Here is an 18,713-nt window from a genome sequence, read left to right on the forward strand (position 1 = left end):
TACCTCCAGATTAGAGAAACAGAAGTAAAAAGTTAAGTTTATTCTTTCCTACTTCATTTTTGGTCTGTAGATTCACAATGTTTACTTCAAGTAAATAAACTTGTTAATTATGAATAAATTAAGTTATTTTGCTCGGATAAACTTAATTATATTCTCTATGCAATTAAAAAATTACTTACAAGGGTCTGTGACTGTTTTTACAAGTATTTACCTGTTAAATGCTAAATTTTTAAGAACATGATTTTAAAGGATAAACTTACTCTTTTATTGCTCAAATCCAAAAATAAATCTTCAAAACAGCAGTAAAAATCAATAAACTTTTACTGGAGCAGATTGTCCGCCTGTTGAGTCTTTTCAGATGAGTTCTGAGTGTCAGATTCTTTCTTTCGATATGGTTTGTCCCGAAACGTTTTACTGAATGCATTTTCTCATCAAGCAGATACCTGTAGTTTTTAAGTCTGCCAGTAAATATCTTTTTTGCTTCAGATAGTTTTAAAGTATCCAGAACACGGCTTAGAGTTTTGTTGGTTCGTTTAGCAACATTAAAACTGACAACAGTTTTAGAATTCTTGTCCAATGCATAAACCAGCCAGATAAAATTTTGCTTACTTCCTATGTAAGTACACATTTCATCAACTTCATAAGTTTTACATTTGCTTATAATCGGCTGATTAATTTTTCTGCCAATTGACACAATTCTTTTCAATAATGTTGTGGCTGATATTTCCAATATTCTTGCAGTGCTTCTTATACCTAATCCCTCTTTGGTTAATTGAACATTCTTTTGATTAATATCTAATTTGTAAGCTTGATTTGTATAATTTTGTATAAAACGGTAAAAGCACATTTTGCAATAATACTGCTGTTTATTGTTTTTTGTTGTCCCATTTTTAATAACCTTTTTCTCTTTACATTTTGGACAATTTATTACCATCACTAACTTTGGAACACTATGTCGCATTTTTACTCATTTTAGCTTATTTAAGGCAATATTAAAACAAAAAAGATGAGCATTATTACTCATCTTTAAATTATTTATTTCTAAAATTTGTTCAATTTCAAAAGGTTAGAATTTCAAAATCTCATATCACTAACTTTGAAACATTACCCGATCCTGCGGAGCAGGATTAACGCTTATTTGTTATAAATGGAATTTAATATTTCTTTTTTATCAACACATCTGATGGATTATTGCCTGTTTTGATCATAGCTTTCCAAAATCATTTGCTCTAAGTCTTCAAAAGAACATTGTAAGCCTACTGATGTTATTGTAATTGGTGTACCATAGGTTTTTAAGTTTTGTTTTAATGACAATTTCTTAATTTGATTTGCCTTTTGTATATAATCTTCTGGATTACTTATTTCTATTAACAAGAATTTTGTTGATACAACTTTCTTCTGACTAATTTTAGTAATGTCTGACCACTTAATCAAACCTATAGAATTTGAATTACTATTATCGATTATGCCTCTTTCATTTATAATTAATCCAGGCTTATTATCAAACAATTTAAAGAACAATAAAACTGAACCAAAACCAAATACTATTAATCCTAAAATCCCTGCTATAAATATAATATTTTCACTCCGTGTAATGAAATTAACAAAATCTGAGGGTTTTAAAATAATCCAAAAACTAAAAAAAGTAAAAACCACTCCTGCAAATAGAAGAAGTATTAATTTTTTCTTATCTAACGCTATTATTATTTCTTTCATTTTTTTATTTATATGCTCTTCACCTGTTGAAGTTCCTGTTTCGGAACCACTCCGTTTCATTGAAGTGGCTTTTCTAGTATTGACTTGTTTTGCTTGCTCTCTTTTGTAGGCACAAAATATAATTCTGCACTATCTAACGTGGACATATCCGATACGTCGAGTTTGTTAATGATTATAGTACTGTACTAATTTTTAATTTGTTTACTCTGATTATAGCTTTCTAAGATTAATCGCTCTAATTCGTCGAAAGAGCAATCTAAATCCCCAGAAGTAATTATATAAGGTGTACCCATAGATTTTTCATTCATTTTAAAAAAAAGTGAACTAATACCTTTTTCATTATTTGGAGTTTCTTTTAAAAATATTGCTATGTAATTGTTATAATTATATTTAATTGTTTCTATCTTACTGATTTCTTCCCATTTGATTAGTTTTTTGGAATATAAGAAAAAACCATTAAATATACCTTGTTGGTCAATTCTTAAGAAAATATCTTTTCGAAAAATACTTTTTATGAGTAAAAATATTATCAAAGCACAAGTTATTATACCAACTATAGAAAATATAATTACCGCATTTTTTGTTGGAAGTAAAAAATAGGTGTGTTCGGAAGGATAGCGTAAAAAAATTACCAGTCCACATAAGACAAAAATCATCAATAGTATTATTGCAATTCTTTTGAAGTATTTTTTATTTTTCTCTATTATTATTGTTTTCATTTGTATATTATTCATAAGCTTTCTCTACTAAATTTCCTGCTGTTTCACTCGCATAATATCCTGCAACTCCTCCAACAATGGCTCCTGCAACTGTTCCAACAATTGGTATTGGAATTAGACTTCCAACTGCTGCTCCTGTCGCAGCTCCTGCAGCCCAACCAACAGCAATACCAGCCCCAACTTTTGCGGTTGCTACCGCTGTATTCTCACCGTTAGTATATCCAGTGTTTTGGTAGTTTTGGTAATCGCCAGCTACTCCTTGTCCAACTTCTATAGTTCCAAGAATAACGGTAGTAGCAATGGAGCCTCTTTTTATTAATTTACTTACATTAAACGTCTTTATATTTGCTGCACTTCCTCCAATCCAATTAGATTTATAATATTTAAAACTAAAGTTTCGTGGGTTATAACTACCATTGTTAGTCAACCTAAATGAACCACCTTTATTATTAGTTAATGCTAAAATATCAGCGCCGTCTCCAATTCTGTCATTAATAGAGTTTGCATGATCTACTGCACTACTTTTTTTAGATTTTCCTTGTACAACAACTTCATTAAGTTCAGTAGCTTTACTAGCAGTTTGTGTTTGAGGGTCATAATCATATATATTATTGGGGTCATCAATTAGCGGTTTAAATGCAGGTGTATTTGGACACGTTGGACAAATTGCTAGACCTTGATTATCGTTTTCAAACAGACCAGATGGGTCAGACCAGTAAACAGGATTGTTAAAACCAAACCTGTAAGGATTATGCATAGGGGCTAACTCGGTTAATGGGTCAATTACATTAAACCTACCAATAGCTGGGTCGTATTGTCGCCAGTCCATCGCTGTAACATTAAGCCCCAGCTCGTCTTGGAGCTCCTTGCCATTGTACTTATACTTATAAGGATTTACAAACTTGCTGTTGTGTAATAAGAACGTCCTTTTTCTCTATATCCTAGCAATTCAAATGTAATCTTTTTCATTTAAAAAAAAGACTTTCTATTTCATTTCGATACTTACAAAACTGAAAAAACACTAACTCAAATACTTATGAATTAGTGTTTTTTATTGCGAATCAATATTGAAAATAAATGTAAGTTCTACAAGTTTTGCTCTGAGAGCAGTTCAGACATTTTAATGTCAAGTGCAGTGCAGATTTTTAAGAAGATTTTAATTGAAAAGTTCTGTTTTCCTTTCAATATACGTCTGATGCTTGCTTCATCAATTTCACATGCAGACGCAAACTCCAAATTAGTTTTGAACTTAGCTTTGGCTCTGGCATTTATGTTATTGCCTAACTGTATTAAAAATTCTTCTGACATTGTTCAAAAGTCGAATAATGCCGTTTTAAATCATCGGCATATTTGCCGAATTGAATTTTTAATGCTATGTTTGCCCGAATTTTAACACATCCTAAAAACTAAAAAATGAATAATCCATTGAAAATTATCGTTAGAGGTGCAGTTCTTGTTTTTGCGCTTCTCTGCTTTGGAGGCTACATGTACAGTCTCCGCATCCACAATGAATACAGACAAGAGCATCCGAAAACACAAAGCCTAGATGAACTCAAAGCATGGGCGCAGACAGCAATCATCCAAAAGTACTGCGAAGACTACGCTTCTGTAAAAGCTATCAACAATGAAACAAACCACCAGAGGGAACTGAGCCGTCTTGACAACAACAGGTATCTGTATGTTCCGCAGATGGTTCGAAATGTCATTGAGGATAACGATTTACCTGACAGCTACGCTGACGAACTGTTCCACTACGTTGACAAAGAAATTGATAAATGCCAATAATTTAATCCAATCTAATTTTAAACACATGAGAAAAATTGTACTTTTTGCACTTCTAAGCATCCTGTTCGCCAACTGCCAGTCTGATGATTCCGAGCAGGGAAATGCGGATAATTCAAAATCATCCATCGCTTTCACATTGAACAATAAAACGGAATATGTGACCGCTACCGATGTTTCAGGTTCGGCAATTGACGTTACATGGGCGAAAAGCGAGTCTACAAACACTGCTGAGAACGAATACAGCATTTACGGGAGTTTCATCATCAAAAGTCCCGCATCAAATGACAACCGTGATTCGGGCGATATGTATTTTCAAATCGTGACTTCTGATGCAAAGCTGACTGCTGGAAAAACATACGACATTTCTTTCAGCTATCTTAATTCTGGAGTACGTGACATTCCTCTGGCTTATGACCAAGCGGTCTGCTACACAAGCACTGATTTGTTTGAAGGTACTAGAACAGCGGGAAAAATCAAGATAACCAGCTTTGACGGAACAACACTAAAAGCTGAGTTCTCAGTTGATAATCTGACCAACAAGAATCCGTACTCCGATTTTGGGTTCTGCAACGGAAGCAGGATAACCGAGAAGTCATTCAGCATTTCGAAAGGCACTCTGACTGCTGTAGCTGAATAGAGAGATTATTACAAGTTTGAAAAAGAGGGATTTATCTCTCTTTTTTTATGCTATCAGGTCAGATTATCACAGCGGAAAGTATCTGTTTATCAGCTCTCTCTGTTGCTGGCTGTCTGCTTTGAAATACTTCTCGGTAGTGCCAGGCCACTTATGTCCCGCAAGTTCCTGAACTTGCTCCAGAGGCAGTTCCTTTTCGTTGAGCCAGTTGCAGATAACGCTCATTCGGATGGTCTTCGGGTTGAGGCTCTTGTCTGGGAACAATGGCTTCAACGGCTCAATCATGGCGTGGATGCTGTTCACTGCAATGGGTTTTCCCAGCTTTGTAATAATCAGCTTGTCAGTTGAGCTTCTGAGCATTCTGGGTCTGACTTCGCTGATGTACTTGGAGAACAGCAGTATCTGCTTGGCTAACAATTGGAGTCTTCTGTTGTTGAGGTTAGCGGATGACTTGATGTAGACTGTTCCCGAATCCAAATCAATATCTTTTACATTGAGCCTGATAATCTCATCGCTGGTCAATCCCTGATAAATCAGAAGACTCAAAAGAACGCTGTTTCTGGTGTCCAGATTCTCATATCGGTTCTCACGGTTCAAAAGAAGCTGGAGCTCTTCTGAGCTGAACAAATCCTGAACCTGAACTGCCTGATTGCTGTTGACTTTGATATTGAGCTTTTTGCAGGGATGGTCAGCTCTGTAACCGCTCATAACCAGATAGTCGTAATACTTCTTGATAGCCGAGAGGATAACTACACGATATTTGGCGTTGGGCTGTTGCTGGCTGATTTCTTCCATGTACTCAACGATATTCTTGTATTTGTATCGTTTGGCTTTGCGGTTCAGCTTCAAAAAGTGATTGATGGCAAACATGTAGCTCTTTACGGTCTGCGGGCTGTAATCTTGTTGAAGGAATTCTTCAATTGTTATTTTAGTCATAGGCTGTTTGGTTTAAAAGGTTGTAACTGGCTTTTTTCTCTTGTTCTTTACGGCATAGATGTAGGTGGTATTGATTTGGGAATGACCTAAAAATCCACGGATAAAATCAATACCTGCGTTCTTTTCCATCAGGTGGCTGGCAATGCTGTGTCTGAGGCAGTGGAGCGTTATGTCTTTCTGGATAAGCTCATAACTGCTGGTCTGCCCAACGATTTTCTTTAGCATGCTGTTGAGATATTCGCCATTCATCCGCTTACCGCTGTCATAAATGAAAAAGGCGTCCTCAGTACGATTTGTGGCTTTCAGCTTCTCATAACGTTCCTCGGCTATGTATTTTTTGATGTGTCCAGCAACCATATCACTCATCGGAACTTCACGTCTTTTGCTTCCTTTTCCGTCCCTGACAATTACCATTCCTCTGGAGAGCTGGATGTCTCTTGTGTTCAGGGCTTCAATTTCCGACCTCCGCAGTCCGCATCCGTAAGCTGTTGAGATGAGAGCCCGCTGTAAATCGTTCTCGCAATGCTGGTAGAGCATTCTGATTTCTTCAACGCTCAGCGCATTTCTGGAATTTCCGCTTTCTCCCGAGTAGCTTGGAATGTAGTATGCTTTTTCAATCTGATTGTTCTCCAGCAGGTTCAGGACAAACAGACCCAGAGCAAAAAGATGGAATTTGATGGTCTTTTCTGCGAGCGTTCCGTTTCCTCTGTGTTTGGGTCTGCTTATCAGATGCTCGTAATAGCTTACCGATTCTCTTCCAGTCACTTTTCTGATGCTGTTGATTCCTGATTTTTCCAGCCAGATAAGAAATTCCGATACTGCGGTCTGGTACATGCTTCCTTTTCCCTGTTTGTAGTTCTTCACTTTTACATAGCTGTCAAAATCTCTAAGAAGATTCTGGAATGCTGTATTTTTTATCGCTGTTTTCATTGGTTTGCTGTTTTTTTGGTCATCATTTCGAAAATATTCCTTAGGCGCATTATGCAAAATTGGGAACACCAGCGTTATATTGCCAGCAATTGCTGGGTCTGACGTGTTCTTTTAGGCGGTTTTCAGCTGGTCTAACTGTCTGCTCAGGTCTTCCTTAATCTTGGCTTTCAGCTTTTCAAGATTGTCCCAATAGCTGATTACATACTTGAATCCCTTGTTTGGCGAACCTTCAACCGCCTGTATGTATTCCAGTTCCTGTAAGGTCTGGACATACTTGAACGCTGAGGTTTTGCTGATGTTGAGCTCCTGCCTGATTTCTCTGGTCGCAAATCGGTGTGTTGTTCCGTTGGGCTGGCTTCTCACATATCCTTTTAGCTTTTCAAAAAACTGTCTGGTGCTTTTGTCGAGCTCGTCCACTTTGATGATGATGGAGCTGAAGAAAATTTCAACAGCATTTCTCACATCTTCTTCGGTGGCTATCAGTCTTCCTTTTTCGTCCATTTTTCTCTGGTACTGGTTCAGGATTGCAATCTGGGAAACAAAGTTCTGGAAATGGGCGTTGAGCCTTCTGAGCATTTTGGCTTCCAGCGGTAGCATGAGCTTATCTGCGTACGGATTCACGACTTCATAACTCTTTAGAACACGCATGCAGTTTCTCAGGAGCTGTTTGGCTTCCTGCTCACGCTCCGCATTGCTGATTCCTGCATTTTTCTGATTCTGCACTTTGATGATTCTCAAGGTCTGTTCCAAGCTTTCATCCACTCCAAGCACCACAGAACGGCTCATGTTATCGTAGTAAACCTCTGCTTTGGTCGTGGCGGTAAGGCTTGCAAAATGGGCTTCAACCTTTTTTACCTTTGCTCTGCTGTTGCCAAGCGGGTCTTTAACCACCGTTGAACTGTTCAGAAGTCCAGCAGACTGCATTTCCCTGAATGCGAACTGCGCATCTTCATCCAGACCGTCAAAATCCTGTATGAGTATCAGCTTGTTGATGAGCTCTTTCTCTCTGTAGTGGTACAGGGATTTGCTTGTGATTCTGGTCATGTTAAGAACGTCTTCCTGAGGCATGCACTGCGCAATCCCGTTGATGAGGTGTGATTTGCCTTCGCCTGAACTTCCTTGTATCAGCCCGTGCAGAGGACTCGGCATTTTGTAGCTTGAAGCGAGCGTGAACAGCAGAATCCTGTTTTCTTCTTCTCCTACAATTCCGCTCTGTCCCAGCAGTTTGTCGATATTCTCGAAAAGCTTGGGTTTAGAAAGGAACTGCACTGCTTTTTCGCTTGCCTGCGGTGTGAGCTCCTTTTCCGAATACTGGTCGGTTACTGGGTTCATTTCAGCGTTGAAGAGTGATTCTCTGTAGTCTTCCAGAAGGTCAGTGAACTGCAGAAGGTCAGCCTCCAAAAGCGTGCTGTCAAATCCATGTTTTTCGCTTAGTTCCCTGCACTGGTTTTCTACGCTTGTAAAATCGAACAAATCAATCTTTACACGCAGTCTTTTCTGGCTCTCGGCTGGAATTATCTGGATAGTCAGCCTTAGGTTTCCCAAATCCATCGGAAGGCTTCCAATCACAAAGAAAGTTCCCGTTTTTCCTTTGTAGCTGATTTTGTAGTCGCTTAGAATCTCCAGCTTTGCGATTGCTTTTTCTCTCACTGGATTCTGTAGAAGGTCAGTGATTCCGCTAGTTCCGTAGTTCAGCCACATATCGTTCATGCTGTGCCCGTCTGGAAGCTGAATCATGCTTACTGGCAGTTCTGGTCTTATGTTTTGTATCTGGGTTTTTATGTTTTGCATCGTTTTAGTTTTTTAGGATTATGATTTCTTCAAGTTCGCATAGTGATTTTACGGCTTCCAAGTGCTGTGGCAGAAGCTCTCCGTTGTGCATCGCCATAACGGAATCCCTGTTCTCCAGTGCTTTGGACTGCATAAGGCTTGCGCAGTCGATGACCGTTGGAGCGAGATAGAGCCTCTTGGTCAGCGGACTGGGATAAGCTGGATAGATTCCTTCACTGTTGAGGTATTCTTGTTTTGGCGTTTCAAGATTGAAGCGCAGAGCAAAGTAGTTTACAATTGTATTCTCTTTGTCAACCAGCGGAAAAATCAGTCCGTATCTGCCAAATGCTGTATAGGCTGTGAAGTCTTCCTGTCTGACGCCCGCATCACTCTTTTTAAGCACTCCTAGAGCCTCAAAATCATCTTTGAACTCTTGGGTTTCTCTATGGTGGAATTGTCCTGAATTGAAGCCGATTCTAAGTTCTGCATAGTCCAGTCCTATCTTTTTCAGATAGTCTTTCGGTTTTATCGCTTTGGAGCTTCTGATGCCAGTTTCAAATGACTGGAAAAGTGTTTCTAATGTATTTTTCATAAGTTATTTTTTAGTTTTTTTAGGTAATTTTTGGGCATAAAAATCCCGCTTCGATTATTAGGTCGAATAGTCAATTGAAACATGTTTGTGATTTTTAGAGCTTGCTGTTCAGCTTTACAGTTTGCTCTATTTCCATTCTTTAGCTGTCAGAATGGCGAAAGGATTCTTGCAATAATCTTTTCCTTTGATTTTGTTTGACAAAGGTAAGTGATTTTTTTGAGTTTTTTTTCTTACCTAACTCAATCACGTTATGTAAACGGCTCAACATGAACAACTTAAACCCTAAGATATAAGCAAAGCATTGATTTTAAATAAGTTGATTTTTCATCATTTTTTCAATTGTTAAAATGCATTATAAATATTTAACATTTATTAATATAAAATTAACACTATTGACTGCTGTTTTTTTAAATTTAATCCGTATTACCTAACTCAATTCAGTTAGATAAGCTTAAAAAAGAAATCTATTTCTTACTTTTAAACACTCAGATACAGATTGCTGATTTCCTGTTCTCGGATTCCAAGATAGATTTTAGTGGTCGATACACTCGAATGGTTGAACAGCTGAGACAAAAGCAGTAAGGCTTGGTCACTGTACTTATTGACCTCCCAAATTCTCCTTCCTAAGGTTTTTCTCATAAAATGGCTTGAATACTGACCTCTTACGTTGTATCTGGCAAAAATGTCTTTCAGCTTGCTGTTCACATACTGGATGCTGAACGGCTTATCTCCTGAGCGGTTGGCGAACATCAAATCATTTTCGCTGGCTTGGAGCTGATTGAACAGACGGCTGAGGATAGTCTGCAGTTCTGGGTTGATGGTCACTTTTCTGGTCTTTTTGGTCTTCTTCTCCGTAATTGTGAAGTAATCCTGATTCAAAACCTGATTCCATCTTAGTTGAAGAAGGTCTGAAATTCTAAGACCAATGTAAGAACCTGTTGCGATGAGTAGCGCAAATTTCAGGTCATTATCACGCTCCAGCTTCAAGACGATGGTCTGCATCTTGTCCCACTCTAAAAAATCACTTGTTGTCTTTTGTCCTTTTAATGCCATAATTCTCAATTTTAGTTTCACTTTTCTACCTTAATATATGTATCTGAAAGCGGTCGATTCTTCATTATTTGTAAACCGTTGATTTCATTAGGTTTACATGGTCGCTTTCACTTCTTTTGAAAAGTGAAACAAATTTCCAGGTCTATTTTGGATTAGGCAAGAAAAATCCTGGATTTCCTGGGCTCACGGATTTTTAAATCATTTCAGAGCACAAAAAAACGAGGTCTTTAGCCTCGTTCTTTGGATTGTATCAATCGTGAAAACTCTGAAAATTCTCTATCGGTAAAATTTTCTCTTTTAAAACTGATGGGAAGTTTGAGCGGTTCGGTCATCAGCACTCGTTTGAGCTGGGAAAACTTAAGCCTGACTCTCATCTTCTTTGGTGTTGGCAGTGTTGCTGATAAAATCCCAGTCCTCTCCGTTCAGCTTTTCTTTGCTCATGTAGAACAGTCCAGCTTTGTATCGGTCATAAATGCTCACATCGGTTCTGTCGTAGTTGAAGTACTGCTGAATGTCGGTCACAATCTGCTCATGAAGCTTTTTATTTCCGATATGGATAACGAAATGATTGTGGTGACCGCTTCTGTTGGCAAAAGGTTCTGTCGTAAAGAACAAGCGCAGTTCCGTTGAATCCTGATATTTTTTGCTCAGATAATCATAAAGCCCGTGCATCTGCTTAAAACAGCTGGTCTTGTTGCGCTCCGCTTTGTAAGCTACCGTGAAGAAGAAACTCCAGCCCATCTGCCAGAAGGTATGTTGCAGGCTCTCTTTGTCTGCCAGACAATCAATGAGGTTTCTCATGGATTGATTTTCTTGTCTTAGGACTTTGTTCTCATCGAACATCATTTCGCTGTCAAAATATCTGGCATGGTCACTCGGAAATAATCTTTTTCCGTTTGGCTTTTTAGTTTCAGAAAATAGGTCTTCATTCTTTTTGTAGAATCTGTAGATAGTGCTTTTGCTTGCTTTGGTGCTTATTGTAAATTTCTTTAAATCTTCATATTTCATTTTGTTGATTGATTAGTATATCGTTATTGCTTAGATACAGGAACTCCATACAAGAGAGTTAGTCAAGCATCTTTACAATAAATACTAACGAATCTGGAAAAGTGTAGCTTTTTGGTACTTTTTTTTAAAAAAAACTTTTTTGATTAGGAAAATAACTGTTCCAAAATGAGACACTGGTCTGGGAAGTTTCAAAAATTGCGGAATTTTCGATTGAAGCATCGATGGGTATTTGTTGATGTTAGTGTACATCTGTGGTCACAGGCAGGTAACCTGAATCTTAAAATCTGGGTATTTGGTATCAAAACAGGCGATTCGGGGAGGGAGGGTAGCCATAAAAACCGTTTTTTTATTCTATTGATACTTCCAGCAGATACAGGATAATCTGAGTTCTATTTTAACGGTTTGGTACACTTTAAACTACTATAAAAGCAAAAGCCACTCCGTTATGGAATGGCTTTCTAAAAATTTAAGAGACTAGTTATTTATAAAAGTATCATAATAAAAATCATCTCCATTTTTTTGCTTTTTGGCAAATATGACAGTATTAGGATAAAGAACAGTATATCCCTGCTCGTTCATTAGGCGATGGATATTAACATCTTTAGAAGTTGACTTTTCTTTTTTAGTTATAATATTCCCTTTTACATAAAGGTATAACCTGTCACCATCATCCAATACATCATCATATTTAATCTTTGTCACTCCTTCTATTTCAGAAGGAAATCTAGGACCTTCAAAAATAAATAATTTATCATAATCAAATTTAATGTTCTTATCCAATTTAATTTCATAAGTTTTTTGTATGTCAACTGAGGTTGATTTAATTAAATTTTCAAATGTCGAATCTGTCGCATTATCTTCAAAACATGAAGTTAGAGTAAAAAAAACAATTACGACATTAATTATTCTCAAGGTTTGTTTTATCTTCATCGCTGAATCCATTTCTATCTAAGTTATTAAGTATTTGCATACTTGCATTATATTGTTTTTCTGATATTTTTTTTCTGGATATTGAAATATTTCCGTTTTTATCTGTACTTACTTCCCATAAACCTTTTGTTCTTTGCACATTTAACACCTCTTTAGCTATGTCTGTTTGACTAGTAAACTCATTTCCTATTCCTTCTGAAATCTGACGACCTATTTCATTGTTTAACAAATCTACTACAGAATCAGCATAATCTGCATTCTGAACTAATGGTTCATTAAAATCAATTGATAAAGAAGTGAAAATCTTTGCTCCTTCATGCGCATTTCCAGCTTGAGTAGCAATCTCTTCTCCAAATCTAGTACTCATAGTCGCTGACCATAAAGAGTGTCTAAATGCATTACTCTCTGAACCAATACCTCCAGACATATTTCCATTATCTGTCATGTGTCTGGCAATACGACCACTAACACTCGAAATATTTGTACTTCCTCTTTCTATTGAACCAATAGAATTAGCGGCAATTGGATGAAAATAAGCAAATGCCACAGAAGCTGATTTCTGTAAGTTACTATTAGCAGGTCTTGTCATTAAACTTGTTTCTCCACCAACTCCTGTCATTCGAATTGCTTCTAAACCTTCTAATTCTCTTGAATCAACAACTCTATTCTCAGAAAAATTATAAGGTGATTGAAAATTATACTTTTCCGCTAACGGGTCTAAACTCATAAATCTTCCAATAGCGTAATCATAATTTCTATACTTAAAGCTGTCCCAGTTCAATGATAACTCATCCTGACGCTCTTGACCTTGGAACTTATACTTATAGGGTTCTGTAAACCTTTTTTATACAAAACAAACCCTTGTAAAAAATCTCAATATAAAGAACGTCCAGCAACATTTTCCTATAATACGAAAGTAGATTTAGTTCGGTTATTTTCCTAATAAAAAATCTGGTTATTTATCCGACAAAAAAAGCCCTCATTTCTGAGAGCTTATATTATCTTAAATTAATAAGAATTTATTGTTTATGCAAGTATTTTTAAAATAAGGGTTTCGACCCATGCTTTGAATCTTGGACACTTCTCCATCATGGCTTCAATCCCAACCATAATTGAAATGGCATCTCCATCGATAACTTTTTCATACTTTTCCCCTTGTTTCTCTAAAATTCCAATTATTCTTTTAGATGGTGCTGTAACAGGGCTGTCATTAATATCTTCAGGTGTCTGATAGCGGGGAGAAATTGCTTTTAAATCTCTAAGTACTCTCGGATTATCATATTGAAATTCAAAACCTTCATCAGAAGAAAAAAGCAGTGCTTCAAATTCATGTAACTGTATATAGGGAATAAAATTTTTTGTACTGATTCCTTGCGAAGCCAAATCATCTTTAAGTCCATCCTCCATTAATACAACACCAACTTTTGAGTTTGTTTGATCAATTTTTGCTTCTTTGTACTTCGGAAAATTATGTTTTTCCAGGAGACCGTAATAATCAAAGAATGTAGTAACAATTTTTTCTTTATCAGCAAGGTGGTTCCTAAGCTCAGGAAGTAATTTTGAATATTTTACAATACCGCCTGCAGAATGCTTGATAGGTGTAATCTCAATATATACATTCTCAACTTTAGATTGTATATATGGCACTAAGATCGAATAAAAGACTCTAACTTCCGTTTGCCCTTCAACTATAATGTGTACTCTTTTCATCTTAATATGGCTGTCCTTTAATTATGTTTTTCAGCCAAAGATCTCCCAATGTAAAATCGGACAACCAGCCTTCTAAATTTTCTTTTTCTAACCTGTTAAAAACAGATTGACCGTCCACTCTGTCAACAGTAATTATGTTCTCAGGTTCAAAATTCCCTACCAGATTTACCGACTGTGTTGATATAATGATTTGACTTTTAGCAGATGCTTTCTTTATCAACCCTGCCAAAGTATTTATTGCAACAGGATGAAGCCCAAGTTCAGGTTCATCAATGATTATTACTTGTGGCATATTAGGTTGCATTAACAAAGTCGCCAAAGCAATAAAACGCAATGTCCCATCAGAAAAATGTGATGCATTAAATAAAATGTCTGGATGGTTGATTTCAGTCCACTCTAAATTAATTCTGTTCTCATTTAATCTGTCCGGCTGTAATTGAAATCTTTCAAAGTACGGAGCAACAGACTTAACAACATATTCAATTCTCTTAAAGTGCTTCTCATATCTTTCCTGCAGTAAATACAAGAATGCTCCAAGATTTGCCCCATCTTCTCTTAATGCAATATTATCATTTATATCGGCAGGAGTTCTAAGAGGCGATGTATCGCTCGTATCATGGAAATGATATATTTTAAAACTAGATAAATATTGATTTATATAAGTGGGAATAGAACCTTTAGCAGATCTCAATTTACTCTCTTTAGAATTCCTGCTAATATTCTGAGGATACCAAACACCTTTAACCGAAAATTGAGAACCTTTCTCACTATTAAAAAATCCCGTCTCATCAGCCAATATTAAACTGTTACTTTCAGTTGGCTGTAATGTGAAACCGTACGCATTTGTATTATCAAATTCAAGTCTTCCTTTTATTTCTCTAGTATTTTTACTGCCGAAATGTAAAAAGGTTTCTGCCCCCTTTCTTATTGAATAATTTTCTAGTCTTTCCTCATAAATATTATTCACCATCTTGAAAAAAGATATGAAATTTGATTTCCCAACACCATTTGAACCTATTAAAACATTAATAGGATCTAAGAGGAAATGAGCTTCCTTTATAGATTTGTAACCGTCTATATGAATATAATTTATCATTTTTTTTCTGATTATGATTCTAATACTACTTTCATTATCCTTAATTAGATAACACTACCTATCTTGATAGGCTCATTAAGCATTAAAACAAATGGAATTTTATAGCGAATGTAACTTAAAAGTGCTAATTTTCAAAAAAAGTCAATCCATTATTTAGAATAGTTACCAAAAAATTCTTGATACTTTGGGCTTAATTCGCTTAAATACTTGGAAAATATCGATTAATTATTTCTCTCTGATGCGAGCTGTTTACTTTGATATATTTTTCCGTAGTTCCCGGCCATTTATGTCCCGCCAGTTCCTGAGCCTTCTCTAAAGAAATATTTTTCTCATTGAGCCAGTTGCAGATCACGCTCATTCTAATAGTCTGCGGATTGAGTTTCCGATCCGGAAACAATCCCCTTAAAGGCTCAATCATTGCATGGATACTGTCGACCGACATAGGCTTGCCAAGCTTTGTAATAATTAGTTTTTCGGTTTTACAGCGAAGCATTTCCAATCTGGTTTCCTGCAGGTAATTGAAAAACAAAATCATCTGCCTTGGCACTAGGTTCATTCTTCGTTTATTGAGATTTTTAGAAGCTTTGATATAAACCGTCCCATTATCCAAATCAATATCTTTTACAGTAAGCCTTATAATTTCATCGCTTGTCAGTCCCTGATAGATCAGAAGGGACAGTATTACCTTATTCCTGATATCCAAATGCCTGTAACGGTTCTCACGCTCCAAGAGCAGTTGCAGTTCTGGACTGCTGAACAGATCCTGCACCTGTATCGCCTGATTGCTGTTTACTTTTATATTCAGGCGTTTGCACGGATGGTCATTCCTGTAACCGCTCATTACCAAATAATCATAATACTTTTTGATTGCCGATAAAATGACAACACGATATTTGCTATTGGACTGCCTTGTGCTTATTTCTTCCATATACTTGACGATATTTCCGTATTTGTACCGCTTGGCTTTCGGATTTAATTTTAAAAAGTGATTGATAGCAAACAAATAGCTTGATACGGTCTGTGGGCTATAACTTTGGAGCAGGAACTGCTCTAGTGTCTGTTTTGGCATAGCTGATTATTTAAAAGGTTACGATCGGTTTTCGTTTCTTGTTTTTAAGAGCGTAGATATAGGTTGTATTGATATCGGAATGCCCCAGAAACCTTCTTATAAAATCAATCCCTGCATTATTCTCAGCCAGATGATTGGCAATGCTGTGCCTGAGGCAGTGGAGCGTAATATCCTTTTGGATAAGTTCAAAATTCTTAGTCTGCTCTATCATTTTTTTCAGGATATCATTCAGGTTTTCCCCTGTACTTCGCCTGCCTTTGGAATTAATAAAAAAGGCTTCTTCCGTCTGGTTTTTTCCCGCAAGCCTTTGACTGCGCTCTTCCTGAATGTACTTTTTTAAGTATCCCATAACCGTATCGCTCATGGGAACTTCACGCCTCTTGCTGTTTTTTCCGCTTCTGACAACAACCATTCCCGTAGCCAGCTTTACATCCTTTAAATCCAGCGCACTGATTTCAGAACGCCTCAGCCCGCATCCATAAGCTACAGAGAGCAAAGCCCGTTCAAGTTCATTCTCTGCATTTTTATATAAGCTTTTTATTTCTTCAACACTAAGTGTGTTTCTGGCTTTCTCATTGCCTCCCTCATAACTGGGTATGTAATACCCGTTCTCAATTTCCTTGTTTTCCATCAGGTTCAAAAGGAACAATCCCTGTACGAAAAGATGAAATTTGATGCTTTTCTGTGACAGTGTTCCTTCGCCCCTGAGCTTTGGCCGTGCTATTAAATACTCAAAGTATTTAATAGATTCTTTGGAAGTCAGCTCCTGAATCCTGCTGATTCCCGATTCTTCCAGCCAGACCAAGAATTCTATCAAGGTATTCTGGTACATTCTGCTGTTTCCTGTTTTGTAATTCCTGACCTTTATAAAACTGTCAAAGGCATCCAAGAGCCTTCGGAAATCTTTATTTTGTATCCTGTTTTTCATCTTTTTTAGTGTTCTGTAATTATTATAATTGAAACCCGTCGCTTGCGCACTCCGTGGAACACGGAACACCAGTATCGTATGGTCAGTAAACACTGGGCTTCGGTGTTCCGCTGGCGTTCCGGGGCGTTCCATTTTTGCCTTTTTTTGTGTGTTTTTTGTGTTTTAAAATTGTTCGAGTTGGCTGTTCAGCTCTTTCTTGATCTTGCTTTTGAGTTTTTCCATATTGTCCCAGTAGCTTATTACATATTTGAAACCCTTGTTTACCGAGCCTTCAATTGCCTGAATGTATTCGAGTTCCTGTAACAACAGCATATATCGGAAAGAAGAGGTTTTGCTGATATTGAGTTTTTGGCGGATTTCCCTATTGGTAAAACGGTGCGTTGTACCGTTCTTTTGGCTCTTTACATAGCCTTTTAGATTCTCAAAAAACTGTCTTGTACTTTTGTCGAGTTCATCCACTTTGATGATAATGGAACTAAAGAAAATATCAACAGCAGATTTCACATCTTCCTTTGTGGCTATAAGCCTGCCTTTGCTGTCTGTTTTTCTTTGGTACTGGTGCAGGATCGTAATCTGTGAAACAAAGTTTTGGAACTGGCTGTTTAGTCTTCTGAGCATCTTGGCTTCAAGGGGAAGTATAAGCTTGTCTGCAAATGGATTAATCACCTCGTAGGATTTCAGTACACGCATGGCATTTCTGAGAAGCTGGGTTGCCTGCAACTCATTTTCATTGTTTCCTTTTCCCGCTAGTTTTTTGTTTTGGATGGCTATGATCCGCATGGTCTGCGCCTGGCTTTCATCCACGCCCAAGATTACCGAACGGCTCATATTGTCATAATATACCTCGGCTTTGGTCGTGGTTGTCATGCTGGCAAAGTGTGCCTGTACCTGTTTTATTCTTCCCCTGTTGTTTCCAAAAATGTCTTTGACTACTGTGGAGCTTGTCAGGAACTTTGCCGACTGCATTTCACGAAAGGCGTACTGCGCCTCTTCATCAAGTCCGTCAAAATCCTGTATCACAATCAGTTTATTGATAAGTTCCTTATCCCTGTAGTGGTATAAGGATTTGCTTGTAATTCGGGTCATGTTCATCACATCTTCCTGAGGCATGCATTGGGCGATCCCGTTAATCAGATGGCTTTTTCCTTCCCCGCTTGATCCCTGCACGATGGCGTGCATGAGGTACGGCATCTTATAACTCGAAGCGAGCACGAAAAGAACCATCCTGTTTTGTTCCTCCCCAACAATTCCGTTCTGCTCCAACAGCTTGTTTATGTTTTCAAGCAATTGCGGTTTTGAAAGGAATTCGACCGCTTTCTCATGTGCCTGCGGTGTAAGTTCCTTTTCCGAATAGCGATCCGTTACGGGGTTTATTTCCGCTTCAAAGAGTGCTTCCCGATGCTGTTCCAATAAATCCGTCAACTGTAAAAAGTCTGTTTCGAGTTCCTGAAAGTCAAAGCCCTGCTTTTCGGAAAGTTCCCCGCACTGGCTCTGCACACTGCCAAAATCAAAAAGGTCAACTTTCAGCCTGTGTTTTTTCTGTGTAGTATGTGCCACAATTTGTAATGACACCCTCAGGTTTCCTAAATCCATCGGCAGGTTGCCCACAACATAAAATACTCCTGCAATGCCCGTATAGCTGATTTTGTAGCCGTTTACGATCTGCAGGGTACTTCCTGTCTTTTCTGTTTTTGCATTTTTTAAAAGATTCGATATTCCATCCGTTCCATAATTGACCCACATGTCATTCAGACTATGCCCCTCGGGAAGCTCCACTATTGAGAGTGGAACATCGGGTCTGATCTCCTGCATTTGTAATCTGATCTTTTCCATTTTC

General features: G+C 37.4%; 20 protein-coding genes. 2 read left to right on the plus strand and 18 right to left on the minus strand.

Going from position 1 to position 18,713, the window contains the following annotated elements; translation table 11 throughout:
* Positions 1-271: 271 nt before the first annotated feature.
* The 5 genes from FJOH_RS19125 to FJOH_RS19145 all read right to left on the minus strand — a co-directional run bounded on the left by FJOH_RS19125 (position 272) and on the right by FJOH_RS19145 (position 3,743).
* Complete coding sequence (locus FJOH_RS19125; RefSeq protein WP_073099585.1) at positions 272-934, minus strand: IS1 family transposase; 663 nt, start codon at positions 932-934, stop codon at positions 272-274.
* Positions 935-1,188: 254 nt separating this feature from the next.
* Positions 1,189-1,776: an STM3941 family protein gene (locus FJOH_RS19130; RefSeq protein WP_012025675.1), complete on the minus strand. Its 588-nt coding sequence runs from the start codon at positions 1,774-1,776 to the stop codon at positions 1,189-1,191.
* Positions 1,777-1,901: 125 nt separating this feature from the next.
* Positions 1,902-2,435: an STM3941 family protein gene (locus FJOH_RS19135; RefSeq protein WP_123875769.1), complete on the minus strand. Its 534-nt coding sequence runs from the start codon at positions 2,433-2,435 to the stop codon at positions 1,902-1,904.
* Between the two features lie 7 nt (positions 2,436-2,442).
* Complete coding sequence (locus FJOH_RS27145) at positions 2,443-3,285, minus strand: RHS repeat-associated core domain-containing protein (protein ID WP_081432677.1); 843 nt, start codon at positions 3,283-3,285, stop codon at positions 2,443-2,445.
* 236 nt (positions 3,286-3,521) lie between these two features.
* Positions 3,522-3,743, minus strand: coding sequence for a helix-turn-helix domain-containing protein (locus FJOH_RS19145; protein ID WP_044047910.1), 222 nt, complete (start codon positions 3,741-3,743; stop codon positions 3,522-3,524).
* A gap of 105 nt (positions 3,744-3,848) precedes the next feature.
* On the opposite strand from FJOH_RS19145, the gene FJOH_RS19150 reads away from it, so the two are divergent.
* Together FJOH_RS19150 and FJOH_RS19155 are read left to right on the plus strand one after the other, a co-directional pair.
* Entirely contained in the window at positions 3,849-4,220 is a 372-nt protein-coding gene (locus tag FJOH_RS19150; protein WP_012025678.1) for a hypothetical protein, read from the plus strand.
* A gap of 25 nt (positions 4,221-4,245) precedes the next feature.
* Positions 4,246-4,857, plus strand: a complete 612-nt coding sequence (locus tag FJOH_RS19155) for a hypothetical protein (RefSeq protein ID WP_012025679.1) — start codon at positions 4,246-4,248, stop codon at positions 4,855-4,857.
* Positions 4,858-4,923: 66 nt separating this feature from the next.
* Here FJOH_RS19155 and FJOH_RS19160 read toward each other — a convergent pair whose 3' ends face one another.
* From FJOH_RS19160 to FJOH_RS19225, 13 genes are all read right to left on the minus strand, one after another.
* Complete coding sequence (locus tag FJOH_RS19160; protein ID WP_012025680.1) at positions 4,924-5,790, minus strand: tyrosine-type recombinase/integrase; 867 nt, start codon at positions 5,788-5,790, stop codon at positions 4,924-4,926.
* 12 nt (positions 5,791-5,802) lie between these two features.
* A complete protein-coding gene (locus tag FJOH_RS19165; RefSeq protein ID WP_012025681.1) occupies positions 5,803-6,720 on the minus strand; it encodes a tyrosine-type recombinase/integrase in 918 nt (305 codons plus the stop codon).
* A gap of 111 nt (positions 6,721-6,831) precedes the next feature.
* Positions 6,832-8,511: a hypothetical protein gene (locus tag FJOH_RS19170; protein ID WP_012025682.1), complete on the minus strand. Its 1,680-nt coding sequence runs from the start codon at positions 8,509-8,511 to the stop codon at positions 6,832-6,834.
* Positions 8,512-8,515: 4 nt separating this feature from the next.
* Positions 8,516-9,082, minus strand: a complete 567-nt coding sequence (locus tag FJOH_RS19175) for a hypothetical protein (RefSeq protein WP_012025683.1) — start codon at positions 9,080-9,082, stop codon at positions 8,516-8,518.
* 477 nt (positions 9,083-9,559) lie between these two features.
* Positions 9,560-10,135 carry a tyrosine-type recombinase/integrase gene (locus FJOH_RS19180; RefSeq protein WP_044047912.1) on the minus strand — a complete coding sequence of 192 codons (576 nt, stop codon included), beginning with the start codon at positions 10,133-10,135 and terminating at the stop codon, positions 9,560-9,562.
* Positions 10,136-10,492: 357 nt separating this feature from the next.
* Positions 10,493-11,143, minus strand: coding sequence for a hypothetical protein (locus FJOH_RS19185; protein ID WP_012025685.1), 651 nt, complete (start codon positions 11,141-11,143; stop codon positions 10,493-10,495).
* A 474-nt stretch (positions 11,144-11,617) separates the two neighbouring features.
* Positions 11,618-12,073, minus strand: a complete 456-nt coding sequence (locus FJOH_RS19195) for a hypothetical protein (RefSeq protein WP_012025686.1) — start codon at positions 12,071-12,073, stop codon at positions 11,618-11,620.
* Entirely contained in the window at positions 12,042-12,854 is an 813-nt protein-coding gene (locus FJOH_RS27260) for a DUF6973 domain-containing protein (RefSeq protein WP_012025687.1), read from the minus strand. The genes FJOH_RS19195 and FJOH_RS27260 overlap by 32 nt, the downstream gene beginning before the upstream one ends.
* 245 nt (positions 12,855-13,099) lie before the next feature.
* The gene (locus FJOH_RS19205) at positions 13,100-13,783 is read right to left on the minus strand and encodes a DUF4276 family protein (RefSeq protein WP_012025688.1); all 684 of its coding nucleotides are present in this window, start codon (positions 13,781-13,783) and stop codon (positions 13,100-13,102) included.
* A gap of 1 nt (position 13,784) precedes the next feature.
* Positions 13,785-14,879, minus strand: a complete 1,095-nt coding sequence (locus FJOH_RS19210) for an AAA family ATPase (RefSeq protein WP_012025689.1) — start codon at positions 14,877-14,879, stop codon at positions 13,785-13,787.
* A 199-nt stretch (positions 14,880-15,078) separates the two neighbouring features.
* Positions 15,079-15,948, minus strand: a complete 870-nt coding sequence (locus FJOH_RS19215) for a tyrosine-type recombinase/integrase (RefSeq protein ID WP_012025690.1) — start codon at positions 15,946-15,948, stop codon at positions 15,079-15,081.
* A 10-nt stretch (positions 15,949-15,958) separates the two neighbouring features.
* Positions 15,959-16,876, minus strand: coding sequence for a tyrosine-type recombinase/integrase (locus FJOH_RS19220; protein ID WP_012025691.1), 918 nt, complete (start codon positions 16,874-16,876; stop codon positions 15,959-15,961).
* A 162-nt stretch (positions 16,877-17,038) separates the two neighbouring features.
* On the minus strand, positions 17,039-18,709 hold the full coding sequence (locus FJOH_RS19225) for a hypothetical protein (protein ID WP_012025692.1): 1,671 nt from the start codon (positions 18,707-18,709) through the stop codon (positions 17,039-17,041).
* Positions 18,710-18,713 lie beyond the last annotated feature (4 nt).

This window comes from Flavobacterium johnsoniae UW101 (assembly GCF_000016645.1).
In the GTDB taxonomy this organism is placed as follows: Bacteria; Bacteroidota; Bacteroidia; order Flavobacteriales; family Flavobacteriaceae; genus Flavobacterium; species Flavobacterium johnsoniae.